The sequence below is a fragment of the Pseudoalteromonas sp. 120-MNA-CIBAN-0494 genome (assembly GCF_040308885.1).
GTDB classification, from domain to species: domain Bacteria; phylum Pseudomonadota; class Gammaproteobacteria; order Enterobacterales; family Alteromonadaceae; genus Pseudoalteromonas; species Pseudoalteromonas nigrifaciens.
In genome coordinates this window covers 163473-181214 of the sequence record NZ_JBEOOE010000001.1, presented here as the reverse complement: position 1 = coordinate 181214, position 17742 = coordinate 163473, and the positions used below count along the sequence as shown (strand labels likewise).

The window sequence follows — 17742 nt, the reverse complement described above, 5'->3', positions numbered from 1 at the left end:
TGCTTTTAAAATATAAATGCTAACTACTTATAAAACGCCACGGCGCTCTTGGTCGCGTTCAATTGATTCAAATAGTGCTTGGAAGTTACCTTCACCAAAGCCACCATCGTCAACTCGCTGAATCATTTCAATAAAAATAGGACCAAATAGGTTTTTAGAGAAAATTTGTAGTAAGTAACAGTTTTCACTTTGGCTATCTACTAGAATTTGATGCTCACGAATTTTTTCTTTATCTTCAGCAACCCAAGGTACACGGTCAAAAATAGTATCGTAGTACTCAGGAATAATATCTAAAGTTGCAATAGTCGATTTATCAAGCTTATCAAGTGAGCTTACTAAGTCGTCAGTTAAAAATGCTAAATGCTGTACGCCAGGGCCATTGTATTCACCAAGGTATTCATCGATTTGGTTATTATCGTTGCCTTTACCTTCGTTAATAGGAATAGAGAAAGTGCCACAAGGCGATTTAAGCGCATACGAAATTAACGCTGTTTTTTGGCCTTTAATGTCGAAGTAGCGAACTTCTGTAAAACCAAATACATCTTTATAAAAGTTAGCCCATTTTTCCATGGTGCCTTTATAAACATTATTAGTTAAATGGTCGATGCGAATAAAGCCTTTATCGTCAACCACGTTTTGCTCGGCTAGATCTTCAAAGTCTTGTGCGTAAATAGAGCCTTTTTCGCCAAATTGCTCAATAAAGTAAATTAAGCTGTCGCCAATGCCATAAATTGCAGGGTAAGGTAAATCTTTATTTGCCGAGTCGGTTGCTGGTTTTGCACCGCGCTCTACCGCTGCTTCAAATGCTTTTTGTGCATTCTCTACTCGCCAACCCATAGAACAAATAGCCGGGCCATGATCTTTAGCAAACTGTGCCGAAAAGCCATCACGCTCGTTATTTAATAAAAAATGAATATCGTTTTGATTGTAATAAACAATGTCTTTACCTTTGAATTTTTTTAGCTTTGAAAAGCCAAAGTCGGTAAATACTTTATCCATGTAATCTGCATCAGGTGTCGCATACTCGGTAAATTCGATACCAACTAAACCTAAAGGGTTATTTACTTCACTCATTATCATTACTCCCGCAATTAAGCACTGCGATTATTTGTTGTCGTATTGCTGTAGATGATTAACTAAATTTGTACTTTGGGGAAGAGGGCGTTGTTATTTAGTAAACAGCGCGTGTGTAAATTTTATAGGACGGTTAGCAGTAAGTTACTTTTTTGCTGAGTGCTTTAAATACGCGTATGTATTAAAACGTTTGAATAAGTGCGGCATTTTAAGTTTTAGCTATTGATTTTGTTGTGGTTTATTTTTTATAAAGAGATTTAAGCTAACTTAAATCTCTTTTTTTACTGTAGTAAAAACAAGGTTTTTTGTATTTAATTGTTTACGGTTTGCTATTGTTAAAGAACTTGCTACGTTGCTCTAACCATAAATTAGGTTTTATTGCGGGTGCAAGTTGGTAATGGCGTTCAACACTTTGATTGAGCTCTCGGGTTGTTTGCTTAAAAGTCAGCTTTTGTTGCGCGTTACCCATACTTTTTATTTCACTGCGAGTCATTGCGCGACCAGCATAAAGCAGTGCGTTTAAATAACCCGGTTCGGTTTCGTAGTTATTATCGGTTAATAATAATACGGCTTGATCGAGTGCCCAGCGTTTACCTATTTCACCGTCTCTTTTAACACCCGCAAATTCACCATCAATATACACTTCAAATACGCCATTGCTTGGTGCGGTATAAAATACAAAAGCTATACGGTGCCAGGTATCAGGCTCAGATGTGCCAAAATAACCACTGTCGCTGGTTGATGCACCTAACCCACCAATAGGATTAATAAATATGTCGGCGTCGTTATTCAAATCATTTGTTGCATCGGTTTGAACTAGTGCTCTGTATATTTCTTTTGCTGCAAAAGGCCAATAAATGTCCATCACTAAAGTGTAGTCAGACACCATTCCTTGGTTTGCAAAATCCCCATTTGGCGCGGTATTTAACTCAATCTTTAGCCCTTCGTTAGGAGAGTGATCGGTAAATGCCATTACAGTTGATGCGCCATCAGCTAAATCACTAATATTAAATGTGCTAGTACTAGCAAAGGTGGTCTTTTTAGGACCCCAGCCTTTATTGTCAGGATCAAAGCAACTAAGAGTTGATGGGCCTAAGTCGGCTTTAAGCGGATCGCTAACATCATCAAAGTTCCAAATAGTGATATTAGCAATGTCTTGGCAGGCATTGAGTGGCGTATTTGTATCAATATGCAAGCATTGAGTGGTTCTATGACGTGCGTATTGATCCAGAAGCCACCAAGCCTCGGCTATCGGTGCTACATCATTAAAAGTAACCCCATTAAAAAATAAATCAGGATTAAGAGCTGCCCCTTTAAAAAGTGCGACACTGTAGTTATTTGATGCTTGAATATTTTCAGGCGCTAGTAAAAACCAATCAGGTTGATTGGCTAACATAGCATTTAAATCATTGCCGCTAACCGTGACTTTATATAAAGAGTTAAAGCCTGGGGTGTTAGATGGCTGCCTTTCTACGTAGTAAGCTTTATGAAAGTCCTCTTGTGTTAGGGCGCCAGGGGTCCAACGTTTTTGCACTAACTCAGGGTTGAGTAAAGCTGCTGAAATAGTGCTGCTTGAGTGCTGAGCGGCTGCAGCGGTTACTGCTGCTAATTGCATTGCATTTAAGTAGTTTTCTGATATTGCAATTTCAGTTTGTGCATCGGGAGCATAATGGCCCATAATTGTGTCGATGGCTTGTTGTGTGGTTGTGTCTCGCTCAGTAATGGTGTCGGTTTTTACTGTTTTGTAGTCAACATTTTTGAGCGTTTTATTACTAGTGTCGAACGTTAAGTTTAAGTCGGTTATGCCCTTAGCGTAAAAGTTAGGTTGAATAACAATAGCGCCATTATCAAGGGTATTAAAGCTCTCACCGCCATGGGTATGACCGCCTAAAACCAAATCAATACCACTCACACTTTGTGCGATTTTAGTATCAAGGCCTTCACCTAAATGGCTTAACATCAGCATATAATCTACTTCATCACTGTACTGACTAACAATACTTTGTGCTATTTGTTGCCATTGCCAGCTCATTTTAAATTGTTTGATAAAATCAGGAATAGGGTCATCTTGTAGTGGTCTATCTAGCTCGTTCCACGGGACCGATGTCATACCAAATACACCGAGTGTAATGCAGCCTACTTGTACTTTAGCAAAACCTACTGCTGCAAAATCTTGTGTTTGTTCGCCTTCGTAGCGTGTATTACTGGCAAGTACAATGGCATTGTCATCCTTTGAGAAGCCTAATAATTTTTCAGGCCCCCAAGCATAGTCATGGTTACCTATTACACGAAGATCGAACTTCATTGCTTTTACGGCTTCATCGGTCGCTAAACCTTGTGATATTTGCTCAGCTACAGTGCCTTTTTCGTAATCATCTCCACCATCGGTAAATAAAGTATAAGGTGATTCGCTTAAAGCCTTTTTATGATATGCCTTAATTCGGCTAAAAAATTGCTCTTGATAACCAAATCGAGCATGTAAGTCGGCAATATGTACAAAGCGAATAGATTGCTCAGTGCTGTTTACATCACAGGTAGGGCCTATACTGGCAGTGCGTTCTTTACGCTGCATTTTTATGGCATATGTGCCTAACTGATTAACTGATTAACTGATTAACTGATTAACTTGAGCTGTAACAAAACCATTTAAAACACGAGAGTTCTCTATAGTTTCCCAAGTTGTAGCGTTTAAACGGGCAATATAAAGTTGGCCGCCTAATGCGTAATCGTCAGGGATTTTTAAGGAAATTGTAAAAGGATTACTAAGTGAAAGCCCTGCGGGAGTTAAGCTATGTAGATTAGAAATAATATTTTGCGTTTGCGGCGTTTCGTCTTGCTCAATACTAATATAAGTAAGCTCTGTATCAGAGTTAACACTATTGGCAGGAATTTCAATTTTAAAGTTATCGTTAATAGTGGCAGATAAACCTGCACCAGTAATAAGTAATACGTTAGCTTGGGGAGTGGAAGGGTTATTAGGATTAGGAGTGACTTGATCGCCAGCGCCACCACAAGCAGATAAAAAACCAATGAAAAAAACAACTAAAATTACTTTATACAAAGTGAACAATTGCATCTACCCGCTATCCCTAAAAATCTAATCAGTAATCAATTGGCTAAATAATACCAGTTAACAACTAAGCAATAAAAGATTATCAAGAGGAAACTTCCCCATACTGCTATGGGGAAGTAATTAAAAGTTGGGTAATAGATATTTAATTAACAAATATTTTAATTAAATACTTTAACTACTAGGCTTCCTCACTTAGTCCCTGTCTTTCCCACACTTTAGATTTAAAGGTCATTAGTACTAAAATAACACCAACACCAATACTAAATAATGCTATTTGTAGGTATAAGTTAGGTATTTCATCAACATTATTTGGATCGAAGTTACCAGCAAGTAATCCTGCAATGATATTACCGATAGAATAAGTTAATACAAATACGCCCATCATTTGGCCTGTGTAGCGACGAGGCGATAACTTACTTACAGCACTTAATGCCACAGGGCTCAAACAAAGCTCACCCACAGTGTGTAAAAAGTAGGTAGTAACAAGCCAGTAAGGTGCTACTTTTAGCCCTTCAGCCGCATAATGCGCTGCCATAAACATAACTAAGAAACCTGTTGCCATTATAATTAAACCAACAGCACATTTTGCACTATAAGATGGTGAAACAAGACGCTTTGACATATTGATCCAAAGCGCTGCAAAAAATGGTGATAGCGCAATAATAAACAGCGAGTTTAATGACTGAAACCAAGTTGTAGGGATTTCAAAAGTACCAATAAGACGGTCAGTATAATCACGTGCAAATAAGTTTAATGATGAACCTGCTTGCTCAAAGCCAGACCAAAAACAGGCTGAAGCTATACATACTAAAAACAGTGCCCACATTCTTTGTTTTTCAGCATCGGTTAACTTACCTTTAAAGTAGATAAGACCAAAATAAACAAAGAAAATAATAGTGAATGCAATCGCAGTATAACCTGCAACTACCGTTGGATTAATAATAATAGCGCCAGTCATCGCGGCTAGAGTGATTGCAGCCGCTATAATGATAAATATAGCAATACTGCCCCATGCGCGAGCAGTACCTTTAGGACCTAATGGATTAGCTGGTAGAGCACTATGCTCAGGTAAGTTTTTAAGTGAGCGCTTGTATTGCACTAAACCAATAGCCATACCAACAGCTGCAGCACCAAACGCCCAGTGCCAACCTAAATTTTCCATAAAGTAACCACAAACGTAATAACCAATTAATGAACCTAAGTTAATACCCATGTAGTAAATAGCATACCCGCCATCACGACGTTCATCAGCATCACTGTATAGTTGTCCAACCATGGCGCTGATATTTGGTTTTAGTAAGCCGGTACCCGTTGCTACAAAAATTAAACCAATAAAAAATGAGTAATCATGTGGAATAGCCAAAATAATGTGGCCACACATAATAATAATACCGCCATACCAAACAGCTTTTTGACCGCCGAATAATCTATCAGCTAGCCAACCACCAGGTAAGCCTAAAAAGTATACTGCGCCTGTGTACAAACCGTAAATAGCAGCAGCTGAAGCAACAGTAAAAGCAAGGCCTTCTTGTTGTAAGCTTGCTGTCATGAATAATACGAGCATAGCTCGCATACCGTAATAACTCATTCGTTCCCACATTTCGGTGAAAAACAAGGTTGAAAGTCCTTTAGGGTGGCCAAACCAACCACTATCTGGAGCTGAACTCATATTTACTTCCTAACTTTAAGTATTGTTGTAATGGCCTTATATATTTTTGCTTTAGCTATTTAGCGCCATGTATTACACGCTAAATGCTCGACCATCAGTATTGTTTAATGCAGCTAAGGTAATGGTTTGCCGTTAAGGTAGTAAAGCTGTAGGTAAGAGTCACACCCTTATCCTAGCTACAATTGCGCATTAGTATACATAGACCTTAGTGCGAGGGGAAGTGTTAAGCTTTATGGTTTAAACACAATAAACCTTGTTAAAAGTCAGCATAAGGTATTATAGGTTTACCTGGGAATGCTAATGTGCCGTAAACAGGATTGAAATAGTAACGTACATAAAGTTGTCCAAAGTTAGGCTCATAAAAGTCAGAGCGGTCAATTGCTAAGTAGCCTCCAAAAAACCAATGCGGGGTTACTCGGTGCTCAAAACTGCCTTCTAAGTTATACGAAACACCGGCGCTAGTATCACCGTTAAAAGCAGGAACGACGCCTGTTTCAAGCTGGCTTGCGAATGCTTGGGCTTGTAAGTTGAGATCGTTTGGGTAAAAGTCAATCGCGTTCGATTTAGTTTGTGAGTAAGAAATACCGGTTTTAATTCGATAAACAAAATCATCTCCCCAACGTGCGTCATAACTTAATGGTAATGAAATACCTATATAGTTTTGCGGGCTGTAATATCCGCCATGACCATAGGTTTCTTCGCTTAAATTAAACTTATAAGACCAATGCAATAAACTGACACCTGCGGTAAATTCACGCTCTTGGTTACTAATAACGCGATAGTAACTGCCACCCATTAGCCGATAACGTTGATTGTCTTTTACGTTTTGACCTTTATATAATTGAAAGTCGGCACTTGACCAAAACCCCCAATTACCACCCAAGTCGTGCGATAAATTGGCGGTTAGGCCAGTTGAGCGCACGCCACCCCAAACTTTACCTGAGTTTATATCGGTTAAACCAGCATAGGAGAGTACCGAGCTGGTAACAGGACGTTTTTCAAGTTCTAGGCTGTATCCAAAGTCGCCAAAATCGTCTGCGTAGTTTATGCCCCACACAATGTCTTCAATTAAAAAACCAAGTGGGGTAGTGCCAATATCAACACGCCAGTTTTCATTTTGCCAACCTATACCAATATCAACGCCACTTTCCTCAGGGCTTACTTCATCTAATGCACAGGTAAAAATACACAATGCACCTTGTCCATAGCGACTACCTGCAAATTGCTCATCAAATCGTGTTGTTTGTGCGCTTATAGTTGTAGGGTCGACTTTAATAAACCCTTGGCCTTGCCAAAGCGGAAAATAAGCTTCCATAGGCATTAAGCCAGCTCCCAGTGTAATGGTCTAATGAAACTGGAGAGGTTTATAGCGTAAAATGAGCTAAACCGAAAAGGTATCAATATGACCAGAAAATCAAAAGTAATACTCAGTGCACAGCAGAAACTCGAATATGCCAAATTAATGGTAGAAGAAGGCTATACTAATAAACAAATTGAAGAAATGTCTGGCGCTGGAAAGTCAGCAGTATCACGTTGGAAGCAACAATATTTATCTGAACTAGATGGTAAGAGCCCTGAAAATGTACAAGCACTTACACCTGAACAGCAGCGTATTCAATTACTAGAGAAGCAGCTGAAGCGTGCTTTAAAGGATAATGACATATTAAAAAAAGCCACCGCTTTCTTCATTCGCGACAATTAAAATTTAAAGTAATGAAAGAATTGAAGAAAGCAAACGCAGATTACACTATCACTGAATTGTGTCGTGTTTTAGAGGTTAGTATGAGTAGCTATTACTATGAACCTGCCAAACCCGATGAACAAGAGCAGGTGCTTTTGGATTTAATTGAATCGATAGCTGAGGACTCGGGTAATACGTATGGCAGGCGTAGAATACACGCTGAACTGAATGCACTTGATCACACAATAGGAGTATATAAAACGGCGTCATTGATGAACAAATTGAATATACACGCCATTGTGCCAAAGAAAAAACATTATTACCCAAACTCAGGTGATGAGCATCACTATGCACAAAACCTTTTAAAACGACAATTCAACCCGAAGACACATAACACGCATTGGGTAGGTGATATTACTTACAGTGTGCCCGGAGTTCAGCACTAGCAAGGAATGCTTTAATGAACCACGAGTCTATCTGAAATACATGAGCAATACGGTAGGAGCCAAATTGTTTATGGCACTATCTGGTTGTGCAGATAGTTGAGTCTGAGCGGCAGTGACTTATCGTATGCTGATAAGGTGATGGAACTCGCTGACAACGGGGAGTGAGGCGAATTCGTTACGCCAAGATGCTCTTCTAGACTAAGTATTGGACGGATGAAGTACATGAACCGATTAACCCGCATCTATGGGCTGAAACGTCGCCATTGCCTACACGAATTAACAGGCAATAATACTAAATGTATGAGTATTATTGCCGACTTGATAAATCACACGTAGGTATTTATCAATGGATAAACGCTAAATCACAATTCAGCGTTTAAGTATTATCACCTTACAGCACGATAAGGTTAAAGACTGCGATCGGCATCCACCCCAATATGTTCGAGTTCAGATAGGTAAACCGGGGAAGGTTTGTTTGAATGCTAAGGGAGCACGACCCCGATGACAAACAAGCTGGCGGAGCGTTCGTAGTAGTCTGAGATGGGGAAAGCCCATTACATGGCGAAGGGGCGCAGTTTAATTGATTTGCGCAAGCAAATTACCTGACCTTAATGAGGTGAAGACCTTTGATAATCAGCGAACTGCAACGTAAATTAGCAACATGGACAGCAACCGATAAAGCGCGTCGCGTTAATCGATTACTGCGCCTTATCAGTCACCCACAATGGCTTTGCCAAGCGGCTGAAGTAACGCTTTCTTCAAAAGGTGCCAAAACACCTGGCGTTGATGGAATAACTAAAATTCACTTACAGGATAAGCTGACTGATTACTTAGATGGGATCAGAAATGATTTACTCTCGGGTAATTATCAACCAATGCCTGCCAGACGAATTTATATTCCTAAAGCGAATGGAAAGCAACGCCCTTTAGGCATACCCACCTTAAGAGACAGAATAGTGCAACGTGCCATGCTCATGGCAATGGAGCCGATATGGGAAAATGATTTTCATTCACTATCCTATGGTTTTAGACCTGAACGCAGTGTCCATCACGCCATTAGAACTGTTAAGTTACAAATGACAGGCTCAAGTGAACCACGTGGGCGCTGGGTAATTGAAGGGGATTTATCAAGTTATTTTGATACAGTCCACCATCAATTACTGATGACATGTGTGCGTAAGCGTATCAATTGTCGACGATTTAATGAATTGCTCTGGCGGTTCATCAAAGCAGGACATATTGAACGTAATCTATTCTGTGCAACAAGCGAAGGCGTACCACAAGGTGGTGTCATTTCTCCATTATTGTCAAATATCATGCTCAACGAATTTGATCAGTATTTGGATAAATGCTACTTGAGCAAGAAAGCACGTAAAGATCGCTGGTACTGGAATCGTACAATCCAAGATAAGCGTACCATTGCACTAGAGGAAAATAGACAATGGAAACCTGGGGTTGCTTATTGTCGTTATGCCGATGACTTTCTTGTGATTGTCAAAGGTAACAAACAACAAGCAGAAGCCATTCGTGATCAGTGTCGAAATTTTCTTGAAGGTAAACTTAAACTCACACTTAACATGGAGAAAACCCATATTACGCATGTGAATGATGGATTTATCTTCCTTGGTCATAGGATCATAAGGAAACGTGGTCCTAAAGGGAATATGCGTGTGGTGTCTGGTATTCCACATGGTAAGGCTAAAGCATTTTCTCATTCCTTGAGCCAAGCTTTATCCAGTGATCACAGTTGTAGCAAGATAGACAAAGTTGAACAACTCAGCCGCAAGCTTAAAGGCTGGGCGCAATTTTATCGTCATACTGATTATACCGCTAAAGTTTACAGTAAAATTGATCGTATAGTTTTCTGGAAATTAGCAAAATGGCTAGCGCGGAAATATCGTTGCTCCGTTAAGTCATTAATGATGAAGTGGATAAAACGACCGACGCCAAATCAGGCCAAGACTTGGGTATTATTTGGTAAAAGCAATCGAGGTAATTTATGTAGCGCTTCACTAAGCTCACTTTTAAACACCAAGTTTTAGAGCCGTACATGTTTAAAAAAAATGAAAAGGACAAACCGTGAAGTTATCGGGTTTAGGTATTTGGAATCTCTATTTTTTAGTAAAGTTTGTACTTTTTTATTATGGTGCCATAAAATTTGATTTTTTAAGTAATGCTGCTTTAGCTGCCTTATTTGCACTTACCTTTAGTAATTCACAAGTAGATAAGCTAAAGCACTTTATTGGCGCGGTGTTTGCGATTGTATTGCTTTATAAAGATTCATGGTTACCTCCAATTGATAGATTAACCAAACAAGCGGGAAATATTCAAGATTTTAGTTTAGGTTATTTTGTTGAGTTGTTTGGCCGCATAGTTAATTACGATATGCTGTTGGGCTTATTTATTATTGTTATTTGTTTTTGGTATACCTCGCAGTGGATCCGCTTTACTACAGTAACAATAGCTGGATTAATTTTTATAGGTTACCAGGGGGCGTTAAAGCCAAATGATATGGCAGTGTCGGTGCAAAATGCGCCTAATCAAGAGCAAGAGTTTAGTAATACTGCTGTAGTTACCCAAAAGCTAGATTCAGCAGATCAGCAATTAAATGATTTTTATAAGCAGCAGAGCCAATTAGTTAGCTACTTTCCAGATGAGTATAACGGCACGCAATTTGACGTTGTTGTTTTAAATATATGCTCCCTAGCTATTGCAGACTTAAACGCTATAGGCGTTAGTTTAGATGATGTTTATAGTGATTTTGACATTGTGTTTTCTGATTTTAATTCAGCTACATCCTACAGTGGTCCTGCCGCTATTAGGTTACTGCGAGCAAGTTGTGGGCAAACAAGCCAACCAGCACTGTTTAATGATGCGCCAGAGCAATGTCACTTATTTAATAACCTAGAAAAGCTAGGATACGACAGTCATTTAGTTATGAATCATGATGGCCATTTTGACGGTTTTAAAGATTTAGTGAAAAAACAAGGTAAGCTAAATAGCCCACTATTTGACACCACATCATTACCTGTTGCGCAGTATAGCTTTGACAGTAAACCTATTTATTCAGACGAGGCGGTGCTAAATAGTTGGCTTGAAGAGCAAGGCGATAGCTGCGCACCATGCGCTATGTATTACAATACGATTAGCTTGCACGATGGCAATCAACTGGCTAATAGCAGGCGCATGAATAGTGATGAAAGTTATCCTGTTAGACAACAAAATTTATTTTCAGATATTAATCAGTTTATTAAAAACTTAGAAAAACGCGGCCGCAACGTGATGCTAATGTTAGTGCCAGAGCATGGCGCTGCACTGCAAGGCGACAAAGTACAATTTGCAGGGCTGCGCGAAATACCAAGCCCTTCAATAGTAACAGTGCCAGCGGCAATTAAGTTTATAGGTCCTGACTTGCCTCGTATGTCGCAAATAACAGTGGCAAATACAAGCAGCTACTTTGCTCTATCTGAGCTGATAACTAAGGTGATGAAGAGTAATTACTTTGCAGGGAAAAGTAATAATATGGCAGAATTAGTGAGCCAGTTACCCACTTCGCAAAAAGTAGCAGAAAACGCCGGAACAATAATGATGTATGTTAATAAACGTCCATATATTCAATTAGATGGCGGTGAGTGGACTTTATATCCCCGAGGGTGAGTTATTTTTTTATATTTAGCTCAAGCAAAAAAAATGCATATATGTCCAAATTTGTTTACATTAAACTATCCAGCTGATCAGAGTTAGCGTATTATTCAGCGCAAATAGTTTCCCCTTATTTGAGGCTGTATGCGTTTAGATATTCATTGTGCGGATCGAGTTGGTATTGCTCAAGAAATCCTTAATATTTTAGTTAACTATAATGTTGATTTAAAAGGGATTGAAGTCGACTCAGTTAATTGTCGTATGTATGTTAGCTTTCCTGAAATAGAATTTGAGCAGTTTCAAAAAATCATGCCATCAATTCGCTTAATTGATGGTGTGCATGATGTACGCACCACGGCATTTTTACCCTCAGAGCGTGAACATAACGAATTAAATACACTACTAAGAGCACTACCCGATGGCGTTATTTCAATAGATGCCAAAGGTTGGGTGCGTTTATGTAATGACGCAGCGTGCAAAGATTTACAACTAACAGAAAAAGAAGTTATTGGTGCCAATATTAATAACTTACTTAAAGGTTTTAATTTTACTCGCTGGCTTGAGGGTAAAGAAGTACTTGGCCAAACTACGCGCGTAGAAGTGGCAGGTGAAGATTTTATTGCGGATATTTTACCCATTGCTGTTCCGCAAAGTAACGAAGGCGATGTGTTAGCCGGGGCGGTAATAAATATTAAATCGCAAAGTCGCTTAGGCCAACAAGTAAGTGCTTTTAGACGCTATGGACAAGAGAGCTTTGCTACTATTCATAACTTTAGCACTGCAATGCGCCGAGTAGTGCGTGAAGCACGTAAAATGGCGCAGTTAGAAGCGCCTATTTTAATTACTGGCGAAACCGGTACTGGTAAAGAGTTGCTCGCACGTGCATGTCATTACGCTTCTAATCGCTCTGTTAAGCCTTTTATTGCTTTGTCGTGTGCTTCGTTACCCGATGATGTGGCCGAATCTGAATTATTTGGTTATGCCGGTTACGAAGAAAACGCCGCGCCAAAACGTGGCGTACTTGAACAAGCCGATGGCGGTACTGTATTTTTGGATGAAGTGGGCGAAATGTCTACTCAATTACAAACCAAGTTACTGCGCTTTTTACAAGATGGCACATTTAGAAAAGTAGGCGATGAAAACGAAGTAAAAGTTAATGTACGTATTGTTGCTGCCACTCAAAAAGACTTACCTGCTATGGTACAAGAGGGGGTTTTTAGGGAAGACTTATATTACCGTATTAACGTTTTAACGCTAGAAATAGCACCACTGAGAGATCGCAAAGCCGATGTGGGGCCGCTTGCTGAGCACTTTATTCAAAAGTACGCACAGCAAAATGGTCATGACGTGCCGTTGTTATCACAAGAGTGTTTAAGCTTTTTACAAGATTATCCGTGGCCGGGTAATGTGCGCCAATTAGAAAACGCAATTTACCGTGCTGTGTCTTTGTTAGATGACAGTGAATTACGCGTTGAGCATTTACAGCTCCCTACATTTACCCATGATTTAGGGTATTTAGAATCAGATTTTGAAGGCTCACTTGATCAAGCAGTTAAACGCTTTGAAGCTACGTTATTACGTAAGCTATATCCTGCTTATCCTAGCTCACGCCAACTAGCAAAGCGCCTTGGTTTAAGCCACACCGCGGTGGCAAACAAGTTACGTGATTATGGTATTAATCGTAAAACAGTAAAAGTTTAGTAACGCAAAGTAATAACTATAAGCTTAAACGTGCGCGGGTAGCTTATAGTTATTTACTTTAATAAAGTAAACTTTGGCTAAACGCGTGTGATACACTTAATTTAATTTTAACTGGTAAGACCTCTGCCGTGAACTTATACATTCGACTTATTTTATTGTTTTTTAAAATTAAACGTAACCATGACTATCAACACTTACTTGATACGGTAAATATTGATTACAAAGCCCTACCTACAGATTGCGATATAAACTTACATTTAACTAATTCACGTTACTTGGCTATGATGGATTTATCGCGCACTTGGATGACAGAGCGTGTGGGTTTATTAAAGCACATATTAAAACGTCGTTGGTTTCCAATTGTAAACGCGACTGCTATTACTTATATTCGCGATATAAAACCTATGCAGCGTTATACAATTAGCACCCGTTTAGTGGGCTGGGATCATAAGTACTTTTATATAGAGCAAAAATTTCACTCTCAGCGTGGCTTACACGCAATTGCTTATGTGCGCGGCGTATTTAAAAGTAAAAAGGGCATAATTAGCATTGAAGAAATGCTGGAAGTAGCTGACTTTAAAGGTGTAGCCCCTATTTTACCAAGTGAAGTAATGCACTGGAAAGAAATGTTAGAGCAGAAAAAAGTAACTAATTTACCACGATAATAATAGTTAACCTGAGCTCTGGTTAGTTATGAGTAATAATCAATAGTTGAAAAAAAAAGGCCTTACGGCCTTTTTAACACACATGCTTATTACTATTAAAAGCTGTATTTAACCCCAAACATCGCCACAATTGGGTCAATTTTAACGGTTGACGTTAATGCTTGAGCGCCATCGGCATAGACAGTTGCATCAGTTTCAATATCCATAATTGAAACCATAGCGTGTAGGCCCCATTTTTCATCTATTTTATAGTTAGCACCCACTTGCGCTACAAAGCCAAACGAATCATCAAGTTTAACTTCTACATCATCTGTTCCAAGTACTGTTTTTAGTGCTTGAGAAGGTTGCTCATCAAAGAAAGTTGTATAGTTAACACCTACACCAACAAAAGGGCGAAACGCGTAGCTTGAATCTAAAAAGTGATATTGCGCTACTAACGAAGGAGGTAAATGCTTAATATTAGCTATTTTATTGCCCGCTAAACCACCCGCGCCATTTATATCATGTGAAAACGGTGTAGCTGCAATTAACTCTAACACCCATTGCTCATTAAAAGCATAATCAACAGTAATACCTAACTGAGTATCTGAACCCGGATTAAGTCCTCGGGCAGAATCTTCGTTAATTGGTGAGCTAGTACTATCAGGGTTTACGTTTATAGCACCCACGTTTACGCTAAAGTTAGCGTGTGCAGCAGGAGAGAGTGCTAATAAAGAGGTGAGTAATGCAATGCTTAATTTAGTTTTCATGTTGTTCTCCAAGAACTACTTTGTGATTGCCGCTATTATTATTCATTAACACAAACAATAACTTGTTTTAGATCAAGGTTTCAGAAATGTTTGAAGTTAGCAAAATCATTTATTGATTTAGATTAAGTTTCTCCACAGTACATAACAAAAGCTATTGACTTATTTAGGTAATATTCAGAATAAAATCAGCCAAGTTTGTTAAACTTATCTTTATGTCTCCTTTTCAATATTAAGCAGGTTAAATGAACGCTACCCAGCAGCTGTTTCTTCATGGTTCAATTTCTAAAGCGCTGCTTAAGTTAGGTATTCCTATAATTTTAATCAATGTTTTACAGTCGGCGTATCAACTCACTGACGCTTTTTGGGTGGGGCGTTTAGGGGCTGCGCAAGTTGCTGCTGTGTCTATTAGTATGCCTGTTACTTTTTTAGTCATTGCCATAGGTGCAGGTTTGGCGATGGCGGGAGCTATTTTATCGGCACAATATATGGGAGCAGGGCAGCAAGACAAAGTAAATCATGTTGCCGCGCAAACTATGTTAATGGTGACGCTAACAGCCATAGTGCTGGGGGGCATAGGTTATATGCTATCGCCTTATTTTTTAACCCTTTTAGGGGTAGAAGACGCTGTTTATGGCGATGCACTTAAGTTTATGCATGTATCGTTTATTGGGGTTATTTTTGTATTTATTTATGCCATGTTCCAATCGTTAATGCGTGGTATTGGCCAAACAAAAGTACCGCTAATTATTGTGAGCGTGACCGTGTTGCTTAATTTTGTACTCGATCCGTTATTTATTTTTGGCTATGGCAGTTTTCAAGGCTTAGGGGTAATGGGAGCTGCACTGGCAACTTTAGTAACGCAGAGCTTAGCTGCACTTGCTGGGGTAATTATATTTTTACGCGGCCGTCATGGTATTCAATTACAGCTAAAAAGCTTTTACCCCGATTGGCAATATATAAAACAAGCCTTCTTTTTAGGCGCTCCGGGTTCAATTGAATTGTCGGCTCGTGCTTTTGGTTTAATTATCATGTCTTTTTTAGTGGCAAGTTTTGGCACGCAAACGATTGCATCTTACGGTGTTGGCTCCAATGTTTTACAAATGGTGATGATCCCAGCAATGGGTTTGTCGATGGCTGTGTCTACATTAGTGGGGCAAAATATGGGCGCAGGAAACCCCAAACGCGCTGCGCAAATAACTCAGCTTGCTAGTTTATGGGGCTTACTAGGCCTGTCGTTTGTGGGAGGGGTAGCCTATTATTTTGCCGAGCATTTAGTTGCATTTTTTATTCCCGATGATGGGGCTGTAATCGCTAAAGGCGCATAATGTGTTTAACTTGGGGGGGAATTGGTGTACAACTTTGTGTCGTGGCTGCTTTTAGGGCATCTGGCAATATGCTTAATGCTATGTTAGTTGCCCTGTTATCACAGGGGGTTGTACAGTTTCCTGCGGCGTATATTTTATCTAAACATACGCAATTAGGAGATCACGGTATTTGGTATTCATTTGCCATTACCAACGTAGTTATTGCGCTTATTACCTATGCGTGGTTTGCTCAAGGTTCGTGGCAAAAAACTATTTTAACCAAAGAAGACAAAGACATAGCTAAAATTAGCCAAGAAGCTTTCATCGAAGAAGGCAGTCACTAAACATTGCGGTGGGGTTTGCTGCCGTATAATTAATTTTATAAGGAATAACTATGTCTGTTTTGGTTGCTATAGGGGATCGTGATAATTCTAAGCTGGTGTCGCAGTTACAAGCACGCTTACCTAATATACACATTGAGCAATATTCACAGTGTGAAGATTTCAGTAAAGTTGAGTTTGTATTAGCCTGGTATGCACCAAAAGAACTATGGGCACAATTACCTAATTTAAAAGTGGTGTCGTCGTTTGGTGCTGGGGTTGATAGCATTGATTTAGACTTGCTGCCAGAGCATGTTGAAGTGGTACGTATTGTTGATCAACAATTAGAAATTGATATGGCCGAGTATGTACTTACTCACGTATTGGCGCAAAAGCTACAATTAAAAGAATATTATCAAAAACAAGCTGCAACGCAATGGAAACCCAAGCGAGTATTAAGCTATAACAGAGTGGCTATTTTAGGCTTTGGTCAATTAGGTCGAGCCTGTGCGCAAAGACTCGTTGATAATGGCTTTAGCGTGAGCGCGTGGGCACAAAGCCATAAAGACGTGAATAACGTGACCATGTATTATGGAGAACATGGGCTAAACGAAATGCTGCCTAATACAGATTATTTAGTGTGCTTATTACCGCTGACCGAAAACACGGCCGGAATTATTAACAAAGATTTATTGGCTAAATTACCCGCCCATGCAGTATTAGTAAATGCGGCACGCGGCCAGCACGTAATAGAAGCTGATTTATTACAGGCACTTAATAGTGACCGTTTACGCGCCGCCACGCTTGATGCATTCGATCAAGAGCCATTACCAAGTGAGCATCCATATTGGCTGCATCCTAAAATAACCATAACACCACATTGCGCTGCATTATCAGATGTTAACTGCGTTATTGAACAAATTGAAGTGAGTATTCAATGCTTAACTAATGGCACACCACTTAAAAACCGGGTTGATAGAACCAAAGGCTATTAGCCACGAAGAAAATGATTTGGTAAACATCTTGTTAACAGGTGTAATTTTTATTATTGTATGAAACTTATTCTTACTAATAAAAATAATATCGAGAATACTATGAAGTCTAATCAGGGCGGCGTTAAATTAAGTTTAGTGGTTATATCTATTATAATTTTAGGAGTATCGGCATGGTTTAACCAAGCAAATGCTTGCGAGCTTGCGCTAATACTCTATTAAAACAAAACCTATGCTGAGTTTTTATCAAACCTAGCATAGGTTTTTTGCTATAAGCACTAAAATTATCTCCTTAATTAGTTATCTAATTTAAGTCCTCAGTATGCTGCTTGTTGTATCACACCACAATTTCATTCTTATATTGCTAATAGTTATCGGGTTAGTCCAGATTGACGATGATAGTTGCTCAGCGTCAGCCTTATGCTG

Annotated in this window: 9 protein-coding genes and 4 pseudogenes; 8 read left to right on the top strand and 5 right to left on the bottom strand. The window is 39.3% G+C overall.

The genetic code is table 11. The features are described 5' to 3' along the window. Window positions 1-27 precede the first annotated feature (27 nt). The 4 genes and pseudogenes from hppD to AAEY55_RS00810 form a co-directional block, all read right to left on the bottom strand. Complete coding sequence (gene hppD, locus AAEY55_RS00825) at window positions 28-1074, bottom strand: 4-hydroxyphenylpyruvate dioxygenase (protein WP_011328825.1); 1047 nt, start codon at window positions 1072-1074, stop codon at window positions 28-30. Window positions 1075-1393: 319 nt separating this feature from the next. Then, a pseudogene (locus tag AAEY55_RS00820) lies at window positions 1394-4150 on the bottom strand (metallophosphoesterase). 175 nt (window positions 4151-4325) lie between these two features. Further along, window positions 4326-5816 carry a peptide MFS transporter gene (locus AAEY55_RS00815; RefSeq protein WP_182678376.1) on the bottom strand — a complete coding sequence of 497 codons (1491 nt, stop codon included), beginning with the start codon at window positions 5814-5816 and terminating at the stop codon, window positions 4326-4328. 256 nt (window positions 5817-6072) lie between these two features. Then, window positions 6073-7155: pseudogene (locus AAEY55_RS00810) on the bottom strand (cellulose synthase subunit BcsC-related outer membrane protein); the annotation flags it as partial. Window positions 7156-7218: 63 nt separating this feature from the next. Between AAEY55_RS00810 and AAEY55_RS00805 the strand changes: the two are divergent. The 5 genes and pseudogenes from AAEY55_RS00805 to AAEY55_RS00785 all read left to right on the top strand — a co-directional run. Beyond that, window positions 7219-7919 (top strand): annotated as a pseudogene (locus AAEY55_RS00805) (IS3 family transposase); the annotation flags it as partial. A 650-nt stretch (window positions 7920-8569) separates the two neighbouring features. Beyond that, a pseudogene (gene ltrA, locus AAEY55_RS00800) lies at window positions 8570-9970 on the top strand (group II intron reverse transcriptase/maturase); the annotation flags it as partial. A 52-nt stretch (window positions 9971-10022) separates the two neighbouring features. Beyond that, window positions 10023-11600, top strand: coding sequence for a cellulose biosynthesis protein BcsG (gene bcsG, locus AAEY55_RS00795; protein ID WP_350549649.1), 1578 nt, complete (start codon window positions 10023-10025; stop codon window positions 11598-11600). Window positions 11601-11729: 129 nt separating this feature from the next. Beyond that, window positions 11730-13286: a transcriptional regulator TyrR gene (gene tyrR, locus AAEY55_RS00790; protein ID WP_011328814.1), complete on the top strand. Its 1557-nt coding sequence runs from the start codon at window positions 11730-11732 to the stop codon at window positions 13284-13286. 128 nt (window positions 13287-13414) lie between these two features. Continuing rightward, complete coding sequence (locus tag AAEY55_RS00785; protein ID WP_179807456.1) at window positions 13415-13951, top strand: thioesterase family protein; 537 nt, start codon at window positions 13415-13417, stop codon at window positions 13949-13951. 95 nt (window positions 13952-14046) lie between these two features. Here the strand turns inward: AAEY55_RS00785 and AAEY55_RS00780 are convergent, their stop codons facing one another. Continuing rightward, window positions 14047-14700, bottom strand: coding sequence for an OmpW family protein (locus AAEY55_RS00780; protein WP_179807455.1), 654 nt, complete (start codon window positions 14698-14700; stop codon window positions 14047-14049). Between the two features lie 242 nt (window positions 14701-14942). Between AAEY55_RS00780 and AAEY55_RS00775 the strand changes: the two genes are divergently transcribed. From AAEY55_RS00775 to AAEY55_RS00765, 3 genes are read left to right on the top strand one after another with little or no spacing between them, the layout of a single operon-like run. Continuing rightward, window positions 14943-16025: an MATE family efflux transporter gene (locus AAEY55_RS00775; RefSeq protein WP_350549644.1), complete on the top strand. Its 1083-nt coding sequence runs from the start codon at window positions 14943-14945 to the stop codon at window positions 16023-16025. Next, window positions 16025-16348: a hypothetical protein gene (locus tag AAEY55_RS00770; RefSeq protein WP_350549641.1), complete on the top strand. Its 324-nt coding sequence runs from the start codon at window positions 16025-16027 to the stop codon at window positions 16346-16348. Before AAEY55_RS00775 ends, AAEY55_RS00770 begins: the two co-directional genes overlap by 1 nt. 50 nt (window positions 16349-16398) lie before the next feature. Continuing rightward, a complete protein-coding gene (locus AAEY55_RS00765; protein WP_179807454.1) occupies window positions 16399-17319 on the top strand; it encodes a glyoxylate/hydroxypyruvate reductase A in 921 nt (306 codons plus the stop codon). Window positions 17320-17742: the final 423 nt, after the last annotated feature.